We start from the raw sequence: 14,521 nt of genomic DNA, 5'->3' as shown, positions 1-14,521 counted from the left end.
TCCGGCGAATCCGGCTGCCGGCATGACGGCTGCCTGGTTCAATGGACTGCATGTCAACTGCACGGAAAGTCCTCATCGCAGTAGCCGGCATCCTCGGCGCGCTGATACTTGTCGCCGTCGCCGCCGCGTTCGTCTACGGCCCCACCATGACCGCGAAGTTTTCGGGAACCGCGCGATTCTGGGGCACGGACACACCACGCCGCTACGCAAAGACAGTGTTGGATCTGTCGGAGGAGGGCATCTACGGAGACTCCGAGGAGTTCCGGGCCGCGCGCGCCGCAGCAGAAGATGCAGTTCAGGGGGCATCTTCGCGTGACGACGTCCGCTCCGCCCTCAACGATGCCGTGAAGGCTGCCGGCGGCAAGCACTCCAAGCTCATCGAGCCTGGTGCCGAGCAGGACAACGCAAGTGAAGCGGACACCCGCTCCCCGTCTGTGAATGTCAAAGACGGCGTGGCCTGGGCGACGTTGCCCGGTGTGGGCCGCCACGGCGACGGCCAGCATTACGCCGACACGCTTGCCAAGGGGCTGGCTGCCGCTCGCGACGGCGGTGCCTGCGGCGCGGTGGTGGACCTCCGCGGCAACGACGGAGGCGACATGGGGCCGATGCTCGCCGGGGTCTCTCCCCTACTGCCGGACGGCACAGCACTGGAGTTTGTCTCCAACGCGTACTCCAGCCCCGTAACGATCGAGGGCAACGGGGTGCGCGGCGGCGGTAGCCCGACGACTACCTCCGGCGGCAAGTGGGACGCACCGGTCGCAGTGCTTGTCGACGGCGATACCGCTTCCTCCGCCGAGGCCACCATGCTGGCGTTCCGAGGCTTGGACCACGCCAAGAGTTTCGGGGCCCCGACAGCCGGCTACGCCTCAGCCAACATGGTCTACGACTTCCCCGATGGCAGCGCACTGATGCTGACCATTGCGAAAGATAAGGCACGCACCGGCGAAATTTTCTCCGAAGACCCGATCCAGCCCGATGAGCCCGGCGACGAAGACGCAGCCCTCGCGTGGCTCGCGGCCGAGCACAGCTGCGCATAAGACGCGAAAAAGCTCCGCACCGGTCGGTGGTGCGGAGCTTTCGTCGATAAGCAGGGAGTGCTTAGTTGAAGCTGTCGCCGCAAGCGCAGGCGGAACCCGCGTTCGGGTTGTCGATGGTGAAGCCCTGCTGCTCGATGGTGTCCGCGAAGTCGATGGTCGCGCCCATGAGGTACGGCACGCTCATCTTGTCCACGACCAAGCGCACGCCGCCGACCTCGTCGGCCTTGTCGCCGTCCAGGTCACGGTCGTCGAAGTAGAGCTGGTAGCGCAGGCCGGCGCAGCCGCCCGGCTGGACAGCGATACGCAGGGACAGGTCGTTACGGCCCTCCTGATCAAGCAGGGCCTTCGCCTTCGCAGCGGCGGCCTCGGTGAGGTTCACGCCGGTGGTAGAGGTGGGGGCAGTCATTGCAGTCTCCTTCGTGACTCGACTCAAGTCTTTCGATGTGGAGTGGCGCCCATGCTACGCGCCACTGGCCATGCACAGTGCAACCGGTAGGCGTGCCGGGTTATTCCACTCCCGCACGCGGGCCTTGTAGCCTAATGAGCGTGAAACTTCCCTGGCAGAAAACCGAGCAGAGCGCAGACGCGGCGCAGGGCTCGACGAAGGTCGAGCTGCCTGAGGCTGAGCAGGTCGAGCAGGCGGAAAAGAAGCTCCCCAAGGGCTACACCCCGCCGAAGGGCCGCCCGACGCCGAAGCGCATCGACCAAGAGATCAAGCGCGGCGTGGTGCGCGACCCCAACGCCGCCACCCCGGCACAGATCCGTCAGCGCGAAAAAGAGCTGAAGAAGACCATGTCCAAGGAGGAGTGGAAGGCGCACAAGAAGAAGGTGCGGGAGGAAAACCGCGCCCGCAACCGCGAGATCCAGGCCCGCATGGACGCCGGCGACGAGCGCTACCTCACCGAGCGCGACCGCGGCGAGGTCCGCGGGTTCGTGCGCGACTGGGTGGACTCCAAGCGCTTCTTCAACAACTACGTCATGCCGGCCGCGCTGGTGCTTTTGCTGATCATGCTGATCGGCACCTGGCTGCCGCGCGTGTCCGCGGTGCTGTCGCTGTTGAGCCTGCTGTTCATGCTGACCATCTTCATCGAGGGCTTCATTATCGGTATCCGCGCCAACCGTGCGGTGCGCGAGAAGTTCCCGGAGGCCGACACCGGCTTCGGCCTGGGCATGTACGCCTTCTCCCGCGCCACCCAGCCGCGCAACTGGCGCACCCCGAAGCCGCGCGTGGCCGTGGGCGAGAAGGTTTAGGCCATGCAGTTTCCGCCGGTTGACGCCCCGAAGCAGTCCCACGGCCACGCCGTCGCCGACGCATTGGCGGGCTCGGCTGCGGGGCTGGCGCTGGGCAGGTTGGGCTCCCTGGCGTCCAGGATCGCCTCCGTGCAAGGCAAGGACATTCCCGCCCCGTTCGTCCGCCCGCGCGTCGTGGTTGTGGCGGGCACACACGGCGTGGCCGCGCGCGGCGTGTCCGCGTGGACCGACGACGCCGGCGAGGCCCAGGCCGAGCAGCTGCGCGCCGGCGGCGGCCCGGCCCACGCCGCGGCGCGACTCGCGGGTGCAACGGTGCGCTTCATCGGCGACTACCTCGACACCCCCACCGGTGCCATCGACGTGGAGCCCGCCACCTCCCCCGAGGTGTTCGACGCCGCCCTCGCCGCCGGCGCGGAGGTAGCAGACAACGAGATCGATTCGGGCGCGGACCTGATCATCCCCGGCGACATCGGGGTGGGCAACACCACCGTCGCCGCGGCGGTCTACGGTGTGTTCACCCGCACCGAGCCGGTGAAAGCCATCGGCCGCGGCTCCGGCATCAACGACAAGGTGTGGAAGGTCAAGGTCGCCGCTGTGCGCGACGCGATGTTCCGCGTGCGCGGCTTCCGCGAGGACACCGAGCGCGTCTGCGCCGAACTCACCGGCCCGGACTTCGCGTTCCTGGTCGGGCTGATCGCCCAGTCCGCCGCGCGCCGCACCCCGGTGCTACTCGGCGAGGCCTACCCCACCCTGGCCGCCTACGTGGCCGAGCGGCTCGCCCCCGGCACGAAGGACTGGCTCATCGCCGGCCAATCCACGGCGGAACCGGCCCACGCCGGCTGCCTCGAGGCACTCAATCTGACGCCGGTACTGTCGCTGGAAATGAAAACGGGCCAGGGCGCAGGGGCCCTGGCCGCGCTCGGCCAGCTCAACCTCGCCGCGGAGTTGGCGGGCGAGGTGCTGGCCGAAGGTGCGTCGACAAGCAACTAGCTCTCGATGAGCACGGTGTTCCAGCCGTGGGTGTCCTCGGCGTCGCCGGTCTGGATGCCGCGCAGGCGCTCGCGCATGGCCATGGTGACCTCGCCGGCCTCGTTGTTGTTCACCGTGAACTCGCCCTCGTTGGACTTCACGGTGCCGACCGGGGTGATCACGGCCGCGGTGCCGCACGCCATGGTCTCGGTGATCGTGCCGTTTTCGACCCCGGAGCGCCACTCCTCCACCGTGATCTTGCGCTCCTCGGTGGAGTACCCCAGGTCCTCGGCCACCTGCAGCAGCGACTTGCGGGTGATGCCCGGCAGCAGCGAACCCGACAGCGCAGGCGTGATGATCTTCGCGTCCGCGCCCGAGCCCTCGACGAACATGAGGTTCATGCCGCCCATCTCCTCGATGTACTTGCGCTCGATCGCGTCGAGCCAGACCACCTGGTCGCAGCCCTTCTCCGCCGCCTGCTGCTGCGCGAGCAGGGACGCGGCGTAGTTGCCGGCGAACTTCGCGTCGCCCGTGCCGCCGGGGGCCGCGCGGACGTAATCCTCGGAGATCCAGACGCTCACCGGCTTCACGCCGCCGGAGAAGTACGCGCCGGCCGGGGAGGCGATGATGTAGAAGCTGTAGCTCGACGACGGCTTCACGCCCAGCGTCTTCTCTGTGCCGATCATGAACGGGCGCAGGTACAGCGACGCCTCGCCGCCGGCCTCCGGCACCCAGGCCTTGTCAATGTCCACGATCTGGCGCACCGCCTCCAGGAAGACCTCCTCCGGCAGCTCCGGCATGGCCATGCGATTGGCGGAGTTGTTCAGGCGCTTCGCGTTCTGCTCCGGGCGGAACGCGGTGATGCTGCCGTCCGTGTGGCGGTAGGCCTTCAGGCCCTCGAAGATGGCTTGGCCGTAGTGGAACACGTTGGACGCCGGATCCAGCGAGATCGGCTCGTTGGCGCGTACCTGCGCGTTGTGCCAGCCTTCGTCCTCGGTCCAGTCGATGGAGACCATGTGGTCCGTGAACTGCTGGCCAAACGCCGGGTCTTCGAGGATCTTCGCGCGCTCGGCGTCGGGGGTGGGGTTTGCGGTGGGGGTAATTGTGAATTCGATCTCAGCCATACCGGCCAGGGTACTCCCCTCATTCAGTACCCTCACAGGGTGTAATTGCCCGCACAACGAAAGGACATCCATGGCCTTCGACATCAGCCTCCCCGCCCGCGGCACCACGGTGCGCACGACGCTCGGCGCCACCGCCCCTGAGGGTGCGGCGCTGCTTATCCCCGTCGCGAACGGCGAGGACGGCATCGAGGTCCCGGTCACCGCACTCGCCCCGAAGGGTTTGCTGGAGGCGCTGGTTGCGGTCGGCGCCAAGGGCACCGAGGGCGAGGTGACGCGTCTGCTTATCGACGGCTCCCTGGTCACCGCATTCGGCCTCGGCGACGCCTCCGAGATCGACGATGAAGCCGTCCGCCGCGGCGTGGGTGCGGCAGCGCGCGCGTTGAACGACGTGGAGCGCGCCGCCATCTCCGCCGAGTTCGGCGTCACCCCCGTGGTGGAGGGCCTGCTTTTGGGCGGCTACACCTACACCGGCCTGAAGTCCCAGGCCGAGGTGCAGGACGACGAGAACACCGACGCCGAGACGCCGCAGACCACCGAGGTCACCGTCGTCGGCGCCGACGAGGCCGAGTACAACGCCGCCGTGATTGTCGCCGAGTCCGTGAACCTGGCGCGCGACCTGGTCAACACCCCGGCGAACTACCTCTACCCCGAGTCCTACGCGTCCGTCATGGGCGAGGTCGCCTCCACGGCTGGCCTGGACATCGAGGTGCTCGACGAGTCCGCGCTGGAAGAGCAGGGCTTCGGCGGCATCCTCGCCGTGGGCCGCGGCTCGTCGCGCCCGCCGCGCCTGGTGCACCTGACCTGGGCGCCTTCAGGTGCATCCAAGAAGGTCGCGCTGGTGGGCAAGGGCATCACCTTCGACACCGGCGGCATCTCGCTCAAGCCCGGCTCCGGCATGGAGGACATGATCTCGGACATGGGCGGCTCCGCAGCCCAGCTCGCCGTCATCGCGGCGGCGGCGCGCCTTGAACTGCCGGTGCGCGTCGACGCCTGGCTGCCCCTGGCGGAGAACATGCCGTCCGGCACCGCCACCCGCCCGGGCGACGTGATCACCCACTACGGCGGCATCACCAGCGAGGTCATCAACACCGACGCCGAGGGACGCCTCGTGCTTGCCGACGCCATCGCCCGCGCCTGCGAAGACGGCCCCGCCTACCTCATCGAAACGGCCACGCTCACCGGCGCGCAGTTAGTGGCGCTGGGCAACCGCACCGCAGGCGTGATGGGCTCCGATAAGTTGCGCGACCTCATCGCCGAGACCGGCCGCGGCGTGGGCGAGCAGGCCTGGGCCATGCCGCTTCTGGAAGAGCAGGAGGACGAGCTGAAGTCCCCCATCGCCGACATCCGCAACACCCACAACGCGCGCACCGGCGGCATGCTGTTTGCGGGCCTGTATCTGTCCCGCTTCGTGCCGGAGGACGTCGAGTGGGCGCACGTCGACGTCGCCGGGCCCGCCTGGAACGGCGGCACCCCCTACGGCTACACCCCGAAGCGTGCCACTGGCGCGCCTGTGCGGACGATTGTGGAGACGTTGTCGCGCCTCGTCGATAAGCAATAGCTTTTTACGCCCCGGCGCTCGCAAGATCTGACAACAGCCCTACATTTCCGCAGTTCGCCACGGGCCGAATTCGGCAGAATGTCAACTTTTACGAGGTTGTCCGCAATGCGGAGCCCGCAAACGGCGTCTTTTGTACGAATCAACAACGCCCCGGCGTTTTCCCAGGTGGGAAACCAGCACGCCGGGGCGTTTTGTCGATTCGTACAAACTAGCCGTAGGGGTTTTCGCCGCGCTCGAACCGGGCGCGGCGCTCCTTTTGCTCCTCGCGTTTGCGCAGAATGCGCTCCTGCTCGATCTTTTTGCGCATGCGGTCGGGGTACCCGGTCTCCTCGACGTCGTAGAGCATGATGCCCAGCATGCCGGCCACCTGGTCGATACCTTTGGGCCCGCCGATGCGGCGGCGGGTGTAGTTGCCCTTCTCGTCGACGAGGACGACGGACATCTCGTTGACCATCGTTTCCGGCTCGACAAAGCCCTCGACATAGGACCTGCCGACGACCCAGTCGCGCAGGTACTGCGCATCGTCCGGACGAATCGTCTCCCCCGGCGCGCGGGGAGGTTTAAACGTCGTGGACTTCTTGCCTTTGCCGAACAGGTTGAACACGTCCCACATCATACGGTGCACCTCGGACAGGAAAGGTCACCCCTTGGGCAACGTGCGGGGCTTATTACAGGTACGCTTTGTGCCTGTATAGCTTCCAACGTTTCAATGAGGAGACTTAAGAAATGGCGCACTCAGTTGAGATGCCCGAGCTGGGCGAATCGGTCACCGAAGGCACGATCACCACGTGGCTGAAGGAAGTCGGCGACACGGTCGAGGTGGACGAGCCGCTGCTCGAGGTCTCCACCGACAAGGTCGACACCGAAATCCCGTCCCCGGTCGCAGGCGTAATCCTGGAGATCAAGGCAGACGAGGACGACACCGTTGAGATCGGCGACGTGATCGCCATCATCGGCGACGAGGGCGAGGAAGCGGACTCCTCCTCCGACGAGAAGGAAGAGAAGGCCGAGGCTGAGGAGCCGGCCGAGGAGAAGGCTGAGGCGCCGAAGAAGGACGACAAGCCGGCCAAGAAGGCCTCCGGCGACGCCACCGACGTTGAGATGCCGGAGCTGGGCGAGTCCGTCACCGAGGGCACCATCACCACCTGGCTGAAGGAAGTCGGCGACGAGGTTGAGGTCGACGAGCCGCTGCTCGAGGTCTCCACCGACAAGGTCGACACCGAGATCCCGTCCCCGGTTGCCGGCACCCTGATCGAGATCCTGGCTGAAGAGGACGACACCGTCGAGGTCGGCGATGTCATCGCCCGCGTCGGCGACGCTGATGCTGCAGCAGCTTCCGACGACTCCAACGAGGACGAGGCAGAGGCAGAGGAGCCGGCCGAGGAGAAGGAAGAGCCCAAGGAAGAGAAGAAGGCCGAGCCGAAGAAGAAGTCTTCCGGCGGTGCAGGCACCAAGGTTGAGATGCCGGAGCTCGGCGAGTCCGTCACCGAGGGCACCATCACCACCTGGCTGAAGTCCGTCGGCGACATGGTTGAGGTCGACGAGCCGCTGCTCGAGGTCTCCACCGACAAGGTCGACACCGAGATCCCGTCCCCGGTCGAGGGCACCATCCTGGAGATCCTGGCTGAGGAAGACGACACCGTCGAGGTCGGCGATGTCATCGTGATCATCGGCGACGCTGACGCCGCCGTCGAGGAAGACGACGCCGACGAGGCTGAAGAGGCCGAGGCAGAGGAGCCGGCCGAAGAGAAGGCTGAAGAGAAGCCGGAACTGAAGGAAGAGAAGAAGGCCGAGCCGAAGAAGACCGAGCCGAAGGCTGAGAAGGCTGCGTCCACCGAGTCCAAGAACGCGTCCGCCAAGGTGAACAACGGCGACAACGTCCCGTACGTCACCCCGCTGGTGCGCAAGCTCGCCGACAAGCACGGCGTGGACCTGAGCACGGTTGAGGGCACCGGTGTCGGCGGCCGCATCCGCAAGCAGGACGTCCTGGCGGCAGCCGAGGGCGGCAAGGCTGGCGGTGCAAAGGCCGACGACAAGGCGACGACCCAGCAGGCGGACGCACCGAAGGGCCCGCGCGCCAACTGGTCCACCAAGTCCGTGGACCCGGCGAAGGCGGAGCTCATCGGCACCACCCAGCGCGTGAACCGCATCCGCGAGATCACCGCAGCGAAGATGGTGGAGTCCCTGCAGACCACCGCGCAGCTGACCCACGTGCAGGAGGTCGACGTGACTCGCGTTGCGGAGCTGCGTAAGAAGGTCAAGCCGGCATTCGTCGAGAAGCATGGCGCAAACATCACCTACCTGGCCTTCTTCATCAAGGCCACGGCCGAGGCGCTGGTGTCCCACCCGAACGTCAACGCTTCCTACGACGCTGACGCGAAGGAGATCACTTACCACTCCGACGTCAACATCGGCATCGCTGTGGACACCCCGATGGGCCTGCTGGTACCGGTTATCAAGCAGGTGCAGGACATGAACCTGGCCGACATCGCGAAGGCGATCACGGACCTGGCGTCCCGCGCGCGCGACAAGAAGCTGCGTCCGGACGATCTGTCCGGTGCGACCTTCACCGTGACCAACATCGGTTCCGAGGGCGCGCTGCTGGATACCCCGGTGCTGACCCCGCCGCAGGCCGGCATCCTGGGCACCGCCGCGATTGAGAAGCGCCCGGTCATCGTGACCGAGGACGGCATCGACTCCATCGCGATCCGCCAGATGTGCTACCTGCCGTTCACCTACGATCACCAGCTGATCGACGGTGCGGACGCGGGCCGTTTCGTAACCACGATCAAGGACCGCATCGAGCAGGGCGATTTCGAGGCTGATCTCGACATCTAGCCCCGGAATGCGCTGAACCCGGCACCGTCTTTCGGTGCCGGGTTTCGTCGTTTTTGGCATAAAGTGGCGGTATGGCTGACACGTTCAAATCATTTCGTAACTCCACCGACCACTTCATGCGCGAGGCCCTCGGCGGCCTTGTCGCCGCGCACCCCTGCGCCGAGTGGCACGACGAGGGCTTCGTGGGGCTTTTGCTTGACGACGCCACCAAAGGCGAACCCCGAGTAGCCGTCATCTCCGGCGGCGGATCGGGCCACGAACCGATGCACGCCGGTTTCATCGGCGCCGGCATGCTGGATGCGGCCTGCCCGGGCCTGCTATTCACCTCCCCCAACGCGGTGCAGATCGGCGCGGCCACGGAGTGGGCCAACCGCGGCGCGGGCGTGGTGCACGTGGTGAAGAACTACACCGGCGACGTGATGAACTTCACCGTCGCCGCGAACCACGCCGACGCTGAGGTGGCGCAGGTGCTTGTGGACGACGACGTGGCCACCGAGATCGACAACGACGACTCGCCGGGCCGCCGTGGCACGGGTGCCACGGTGATCGTGGAGAAGGTCGCCGGCGCTGCGGCGGCGCGGGGCGACGACCTGCAGGCGGTGGCTGAGGTTGCCCAGCGCGCGGCGGATCAGTCCCGCAGCATGGCGGTAGCGCTGCAGCCGGGCCACTCCCCGACCTCGGACCGCGCGACGTTCGACTTGGGCGAAGGCCAGATCGAGATCGGCGTGGGCATCCACGGCGAGCCGGGCGTGGAGCGCCGCGACATTGCTGGCGCGCAGCTGACCGCCGCCGCGCTGGTGGAAGAGCTCCTGGATGGCATCCTGTCCTCGCTGCGCGACGCCGGCGTTGAGGGCGAGGACGTCATGCTCTTCGTCAACGGCCTGGGTGGTACGAGCCAGCTGGAGCAGGACCTGGTCTTCGGCGAGGCGGTCAAGCAGCTGACGCAACGGGGGCTGAAGGTGCGCCGCGGGATGCGCGGCACGCTAGTGACCTCGCTGAACATGGCGGGCATTTCACTCACGCTCACCGTGCTCGACGACGAGCTGATCCAGCTCATCGACGCCGACACCGCCTCCCCCGCCTGGCCCGGCACCGTCGCGGACCCCGAGTACGCGGAAGCGCGCATGGTCGACAACGAGGCACAGCCGGATAGCGGCGAGGAGAACGCGTGGCTGACCGGCTTCGTCGAGCGCCTCGCCGCCAGCTACGACGACCTGACCGCCCTGGACCGGGAGGCCGGCGACGGCGACTTCGGTCAGAATATGGAGGCAGCCTTTGGTGACGTCGATAGGCCTGTGCGGGGCGGCGATGCAGAGGTGCTGAACTTTTTCGCCCACCGCATGCTGGTGCGCGCCGGTGGCACCTCGGGGGCGGTGCTGGGCACGCTCTTCCGCCAGATGGCGGACGCGTTCGAGGACGCGGGTGTTGACTCGCGCGACGCGGACGGCGCCGCGTTTGCCGGGGCGCTGGCCGAGGGGCTGCAGCGCGGCGTCGACGCCATCACGGAGCTCGGCGGCGCGAAGGAGGGCGACAACACGCTCGTCGACGCCCTCGCACCGGCCGCCCGCGCCGCCAAAGACGCCACCGGCAGCGTCGACGAGGTGCTCGCGCACGTCTTCGCCCCGGCGGTCGAGGGCGCGAAGGCGACCCGCGGCATGCAGGCGAAAAAGGGCCGCGCGTCCTACCTCGGCGAGAGTGCGAAAGACGTGCCGGATCCGGGTGCGATCGCGGTGACGTGGCTGTTCGGAGAAGCGGGTGTAGACGAGTTCTAAATCGGGCTTTCTGGGGCTGAGAAACAGCTAAGCTGTCGCGTGGTTATCACGCCCCGATTTTCAAGGAGCCCCAGTTGGATTACATCTCCCGCCATATCGGCCCAGACCAGGCAGAACAGCAGAAAATGCTGGATGCCCTGGGTTACGATTCCATCGATGCGCTGATCAACGCCGCGGTGCCCTCCGGCATCCTGGCGGAGCAGCCGCTCGACCTGCCGGAGGCGCTGACGGAGTACGAGGCCCAGGACCGCCTGCGCGAGCTCGCAGACAAGAACACCGTGCTGCGCGCGTTCTACGGCCAGGGCTTCTCCTCCACCCTGACCCCGCCCGTGATCCGCCGCGGTGTGGTGGAGGACGCCGGCTGGTACACGGCCTACACGCCGTACCAGGCCGAGATTTCGCAGGGCCGCCTTGAGGCGCTGCTGAACTTCCAGACCATGGTGCAGGATCTCACCGGTTTGGACATCGCGAACGCTTCGCTTCTCGACGAAGCATCCGCCGCCGCCGAAGCCGTCGGCCTGATGTCGCGTGTGGTGAAGAAGGGCCGCCGGGTGCTTCTGGATTCGCGCCTGCACCCGCAGGTGATCACAGTCGCCTCCGAGCGCGCCCGCGCGATCGACCTAGAGGTCGAGGTGGCCAACCTGGCCGAGGGCGTGGTCGGCGAGGACCTCGTCGGCGCCGTGTTCGCCTACCCGGGCACCGAGGGCGACATTGTGGACCCGCGCCCGGTGATCGAGGCGATCCACGAGCGCGGCGGCCTGGTCGCCGTCGACGCCGACATCCTGGCCCTGACGCTGCTGGAATCCCCCGGCGAGTTCGGCGCGGACATCGCCATCGGCACCACGCAGCGCTTCGGCGTGCCGCTGTTCTACGGCGGCCCGCACGCGGCCTACATGGCGGTGCGCGAGAAGCTGCAGCGCCAGATGCCGGGCCGCCTGGTGGGCGTGTCCAAGGACGCCGAGGGCTACCCCGCCTACCGCCTGGCCCTGCAGACGCGCGAGCAGCACATCCGCCGCGAGCGCGCCACCTCCAACATCTGCACCGCGCAGGCGCTGCTGGCCGTCACCGCGTCGATGTACGCCGTCTACCACGGCCCTGAAGGCTTGAAGGACATCGCGCGTGCGGTGCATAAGCGCGCCACAGACTTCGCCGCGTCGCTCGAGGCTGCCGGCGTGAAAGTCAAGCACGCCGAATTCTTCGACACGGTGGCGGTTGAGGTTGCGGGGGCAGCGGAGGTCGTCGCAAAGCTGGCGGATGCTGGGTACCTGGTGCGCGCAATCGACGAGACCACCGTCGGTGTCTCCTTCGGCGAGGACACCACCGACGCCGACGTCGAGGCGTTGCTGGCTGGCTTCGGGGCGACGACCGCTGAGGGCGCCGCGCGCATCCCGGCGGCGCTGGAGCGCACCACCGAGTTCCTCACCCACGAGACGTTCAACCGCATCCACTCCGAGACGCAGATGATGCGCTACATCCGCGAGCTCGGCGACAAGGACCTCGCGCTGGACCGCACGATGATCCCGCTGGGCTCATGCACCATGAAGCTCAACCCCACCGCCGGCCTGGAGGCGATCACCTGGCCGGGTTTCGCCAACGTGCACCCCTACACCCCCGACCAGTACACCGAGGGGTGGCGCGAGCTTATCGACGAAATCCGCGCCTGGCTGATAGCAATCACCGGCTACGCCGAGGTGTCAGTGCAGCCGAACTCCGGCGCGACCGGCGAGCTGGCCGGCCTGTTGGCCATCCGTGCGTACCACGTGGCCAACGGCGACACCGAGCGCGACATCTGCCTCATCCCGGCCTCTGCACACGGCACGAACGCGGCGTCGGCGACGCTGGCGAACCTGCGCGTCGTGGTGGTCAAGACCGCCGACGACGGCTCGATCGACCTTGAGGACCTGGACGCGAAGCTGGAAAAGCACGCCGACGCCGTGGCCGCGATCATGCTCACCTACCCGTCCACGCACGGCGTGTACGAAGAGGACGTGCGCGTGGTCTGCGACAAGGTGCACGCGGCCGGCGGGCAGGTCTACATCGACGGCGCGAACATGAACGCCCTGACCGGCATCGCGCGCCCGGGCGACTTCGGCGGCGACGTCTCGCACTTGAACCTGCACAAAACGTTCACCATCCCGCACGGCGGCGGCGGCCCGGGCGTGGGCCCGATCGGCGTGGGCGAGCACCTCATCCCGTTCCTGCCAGGCGACCCGACTGCCGCCGACGGCGAGGGTGGCGTGCCGGTGACCTCCACGTTGTACGGCTCCGCTGGCGTGCTGCCGATTTCCTGGTCGTACATCGCCATGTCCGGTGCCGCCGGCCTGCGCAGCGCAACCGAGCACGCCGTGCTGGGCGCGAACTACATCGCTCGCGCTTTGAATGACTCCTACCCGGTGCTCTACACCGGCAACGACGGCCTGGTCGGCCACGAGTGCATTCTGGATCTGCGCGAACTTACCGACGCCTCCGGCGTCACCGCAGCCGATGTGGCCAAGCGCCTGATCGACTACGGCTTCCACGCCCCCACCCTCGCCTTCCCGGTCGCCGGCACGCTGATGGTGGAGCCGACCGAGTCCGAGGACCTGGCCGAGCTGGACCGCTTCATCGAAGCGATGCGCTCCATCCGCGCCGAGATCCAGGAGATCATCGACGGCAACGTCGAATACGAGCAGTCCGTCGTGCACAACGCGCCCTACACCGCCGAGAGTGTGATCCGCTCCGAGTGGCCGTACGAGTTCACCCGCGAGAAGGCCGCCTACCCGGTCGCCTCCCTGGTGCACGCGAAGTACTTCCCGCCGGTGCGTCGCATTGACGAGGCCTTCGGCGACCGCAACCTCCAGTGCGCATGCCCGCCGCCAGAAGCCTTCGACATCGAAACCGAATCCTAAGGAGAACCAATGCCACAGACCCCGCTGCATGCCACCCACGAGAAGCTCGGCGCGAGCTTCACCGATTTCGGCGGCTGGGAGATGCCGCTGAAGTACGGCTCCGAGCTGGAGGAGCACCGCGCCGTCCGCAAGGACGTCGGTATCTTCGACCTGTCCCACATGGGCGAGATCACCGTCCAGGGCCCCGACGCCGCCGCGTTTTTGGACTACACGCTCATCTCCAACTTCTCCGCGCTGAAGGAAGGCAAAGCGAAGTACTCCATGATCGTCGCCGAGGACGGCGGCATCCTGGACGACCTGATCACCTACAAGTTCTCCGAAAACCACTTCATGGTCGTGCCCAACGCCGCGAATACTGCCGCCGTGTGGGCCGCGTTTGAGGCCCGCAAAGGCGACTTCAACGTGGAGCTGAGCAACAATTCGGAGGCGTTCGCGCTGGTTGCGGTCCAGGGCCCGCGTGCGCTCGAGGTGCTGGAGCCTCTGCTTAGCGACGACGCCTCCGCCCTGTCCTACTACTCCGGCGCGTGGATGACCCTCGACGGCGTTGAAACGTTCGTCGCCCGCACCGGCTACACCGGCGAGGACGGCTTCGAGCTGTTCTGCGCCCGCGAGGACGCGCAGAAGGTGTGGGACGCCGTGATCGGCTCCGGCACCCCCTGCGGCCTGGCGGCGCGCGACTCGCTGCGCCTGGAGGCTTCCATGCCGCTGTACGGCCACGAGCTGACCGCCGAGATCACCCCGGTGGAGGCCGGCATGGGCCGCGCCTTCGCCAAAAAGGAGGCGGACTTCGTGGGCAAGGACGCGCTAACCGGCCGCGAGCCGAGCGTGGTCATCGCGGGTTTGACCTCCGAGCAGCGCCGCGCTGCCCGCGAGGGCGCCGAGGTCTTCCTCGCAGACTCGGACGACAAGATCGGCGTGGTCACCTCCGGCCAGCCGTCGCCGACGTTGGGCCACCCGGTTGCGCTCGCGCACCTGGACCCGGCGCATGCTGAAAAGGGCACAGACGTGGACATCGACATCCGCGGACGCCGTTACCCGTTTACTATTGCACCGACCCCATTTTACTCCCGAAAGGACGCATAAC

The 14,521-nt window shown here is 67.3% G+C and carries 11 protein-coding genes; 8 read left to right on the top strand and 3 right to left on the bottom strand.

Going from position 1 to position 14,521, the window contains the following annotated elements; translation table 11 throughout:
- Positions 1–50: 50 nt before the first annotated feature.
- Positions 51–1,037 carry a S41 family peptidase gene (locus O5O53_RS06595; RefSeq protein WP_269510203.1) on the top strand — a complete coding sequence of 329 codons (987 nt, stop codon included), beginning with the start codon at positions 51–53 and terminating at the stop codon, positions 1,035–1,037.
- A gap of 61 nt (positions 1,038–1,098) precedes the next feature.
- Here the strand turns inward: O5O53_RS06595 and O5O53_RS06590 are convergent, their stop codons facing one another.
- Positions 1,099–1,443 carry a HesB/IscA family protein gene (locus tag O5O53_RS06590; RefSeq protein ID WP_034998489.1) on the bottom strand — a complete coding sequence of 115 codons (345 nt, stop codon included), beginning with the start codon at positions 1,441–1,443 and terminating at the stop codon, positions 1,099–1,101.
- A gap of 140 nt (positions 1,444–1,583) precedes the next feature.
- Between O5O53_RS06590 and O5O53_RS06585 the strand changes: the two genes are divergently transcribed.
- Positions 1,584–2,288, top strand: a complete 705-nt coding sequence (locus O5O53_RS06585; RefSeq protein ID WP_269510200.1) for a DUF3043 domain-containing protein — start codon at positions 1,584–1,586, stop codon at positions 2,286–2,288.
- 3 nt (positions 2,289–2,291) lie between these two features.
- A complete protein-coding gene (locus O5O53_RS06580) occupies positions 2,292–3,278 on the top strand; it encodes a nicotinate-nucleotide--dimethylbenzimidazole phosphoribosyltransferase (protein ID WP_269510197.1) in 987 nt (328 codons plus the stop codon).
- On the opposite strand, the gene O5O53_RS06575 is transcribed toward O5O53_RS06580, so the two are convergent.
- Entirely contained in the window at positions 3,275–4,381 is a 1,107-nt protein-coding gene (locus tag O5O53_RS06575) for a branched-chain amino acid aminotransferase (RefSeq protein WP_269510195.1), read from the bottom strand. The two genes, O5O53_RS06580 and O5O53_RS06575, sit on opposite strands and share 4 nt — an antisense overlap.
- A 70-nt stretch (positions 4,382–4,451) precedes the next feature.
- On the opposite strand from O5O53_RS06575, the gene O5O53_RS06570 reads away from it, so the two are divergent.
- Positions 4,452–5,939, top strand: coding sequence for a leucyl aminopeptidase (locus tag O5O53_RS06570; RefSeq protein WP_269510192.1), 1,488 nt, complete (start codon positions 4,452–4,454; stop codon positions 5,937–5,939).
- Between the two features lie 208 nt (positions 5,940–6,147).
- On the opposite strand, the gene O5O53_RS06565 is transcribed toward O5O53_RS06570, so the two are convergent.
- A complete protein-coding gene (locus O5O53_RS06565; protein WP_269510526.1) occupies positions 6,148–6,543 on the bottom strand; it encodes an oxidoreductase in 396 nt (131 codons plus the stop codon).
- 122 nt (positions 6,544–6,665) lie between these two features.
- Between O5O53_RS06565 and sucB the strand changes: the two genes are divergently transcribed.
- The 4 genes from sucB (at position 6,666) to gcvT (ending at position 14,520) form a co-directional block, all read left to right on the top strand.
- Positions 6,666–8,777, top strand: coding sequence for a 2-oxoglutarate dehydrogenase, E2 component, dihydrolipoamide succinyltransferase (sucB, locus tag O5O53_RS06560; RefSeq protein ID WP_269510189.1), 2,112 nt, complete (start codon positions 6,666–6,668; stop codon positions 8,775–8,777).
- 71 nt (positions 8,778–8,848) lie between these two features.
- Entirely contained in the window at positions 8,849–10,549 is a 1,701-nt protein-coding gene (locus O5O53_RS06555; protein WP_269510186.1) for a dihydroxyacetone kinase family protein, read from the top strand.
- 74 nt (positions 10,550–10,623) lie between these two features.
- Positions 10,624–13,437, top strand: a complete 2,814-nt coding sequence (gene gcvP / locus O5O53_RS06550) for an aminomethyl-transferring glycine dehydrogenase (RefSeq protein WP_269510183.1) — start codon at positions 10,624–10,626, stop codon at positions 13,435–13,437.
- Positions 13,438–13,446: 9 nt separating this feature from the next.
- Complete coding sequence (gene gcvT, locus O5O53_RS06545) at positions 13,447–14,520, top strand: glycine cleavage system aminomethyltransferase GcvT (RefSeq protein ID WP_269510181.1); 1,074 nt, start codon at positions 13,447–13,449, stop codon at positions 14,518–14,520.
- Position 14,521 lies beyond the last annotated feature (1 nt).

Source organism: Corynebacterium faecium (assembly GCF_027257105.1).
GTDB lineage: Bacteria > Actinomycetota > Actinomycetes > Mycobacteriales > Mycobacteriaceae > Corynebacterium > Corynebacterium lehmanniae.
Note: the sequence above shows the minus strand (reverse complement) of the source record. Positions and strands in the feature narration are given on the sequence as shown.

Excerpts from the sequence above, each read along its gene's own strand:
- O5O53_RS06575 (WP_269510195.1), bottom strand. The coding sequence starts at position 4,381 with ATGGCTGAGATCGAATTCACAATTACCCCCACCGCAAACCCCACCCCC.
- gcvT (WP_269510181.1), top strand. The coding sequence starts at position 13,447 with ATGCCACAGACCCCGCTGCATGCCACCCACGAGAAGCTCGGCGCGAGC.
- O5O53_RS06555 (WP_269510186.1), top strand. The coding sequence starts at position 8,849 with ATGGCTGACACGTTCAAATCATTTCGTAACTCCACCGACCACTTCATG.
- O5O53_RS06580 (WP_269510197.1), top strand. The coding sequence starts at position 2,292 with ATGCAGTTTCCGCCGGTTGACGCCCCGAAGCAGTCCCACGGCCACGCC.
- sucB (WP_269510189.1), top strand. The coding sequence starts at position 6,666 with ATGGCGCACTCAGTTGAGATGCCCGAGCTGGGCGAATCGGTCACCGAA.
- O5O53_RS06590 (WP_034998489.1), bottom strand. The coding sequence starts at position 1,443 with ATGACTGCCCCCACCTCTACCACCGGCGTGAACCTCACCGAGGCCGCC.
- O5O53_RS06595 (WP_269510203.1), top strand. The coding sequence starts at position 51 with ATGTCAACTGCACGGAAAGTCCTCATCGCAGTAGCCGGCATCCTCGGC.
- O5O53_RS06570 (WP_269510192.1), top strand. The coding sequence starts at position 4,452 with ATGGCCTTCGACATCAGCCTCCCCGCCCGCGGCACCACGGTGCGCACG.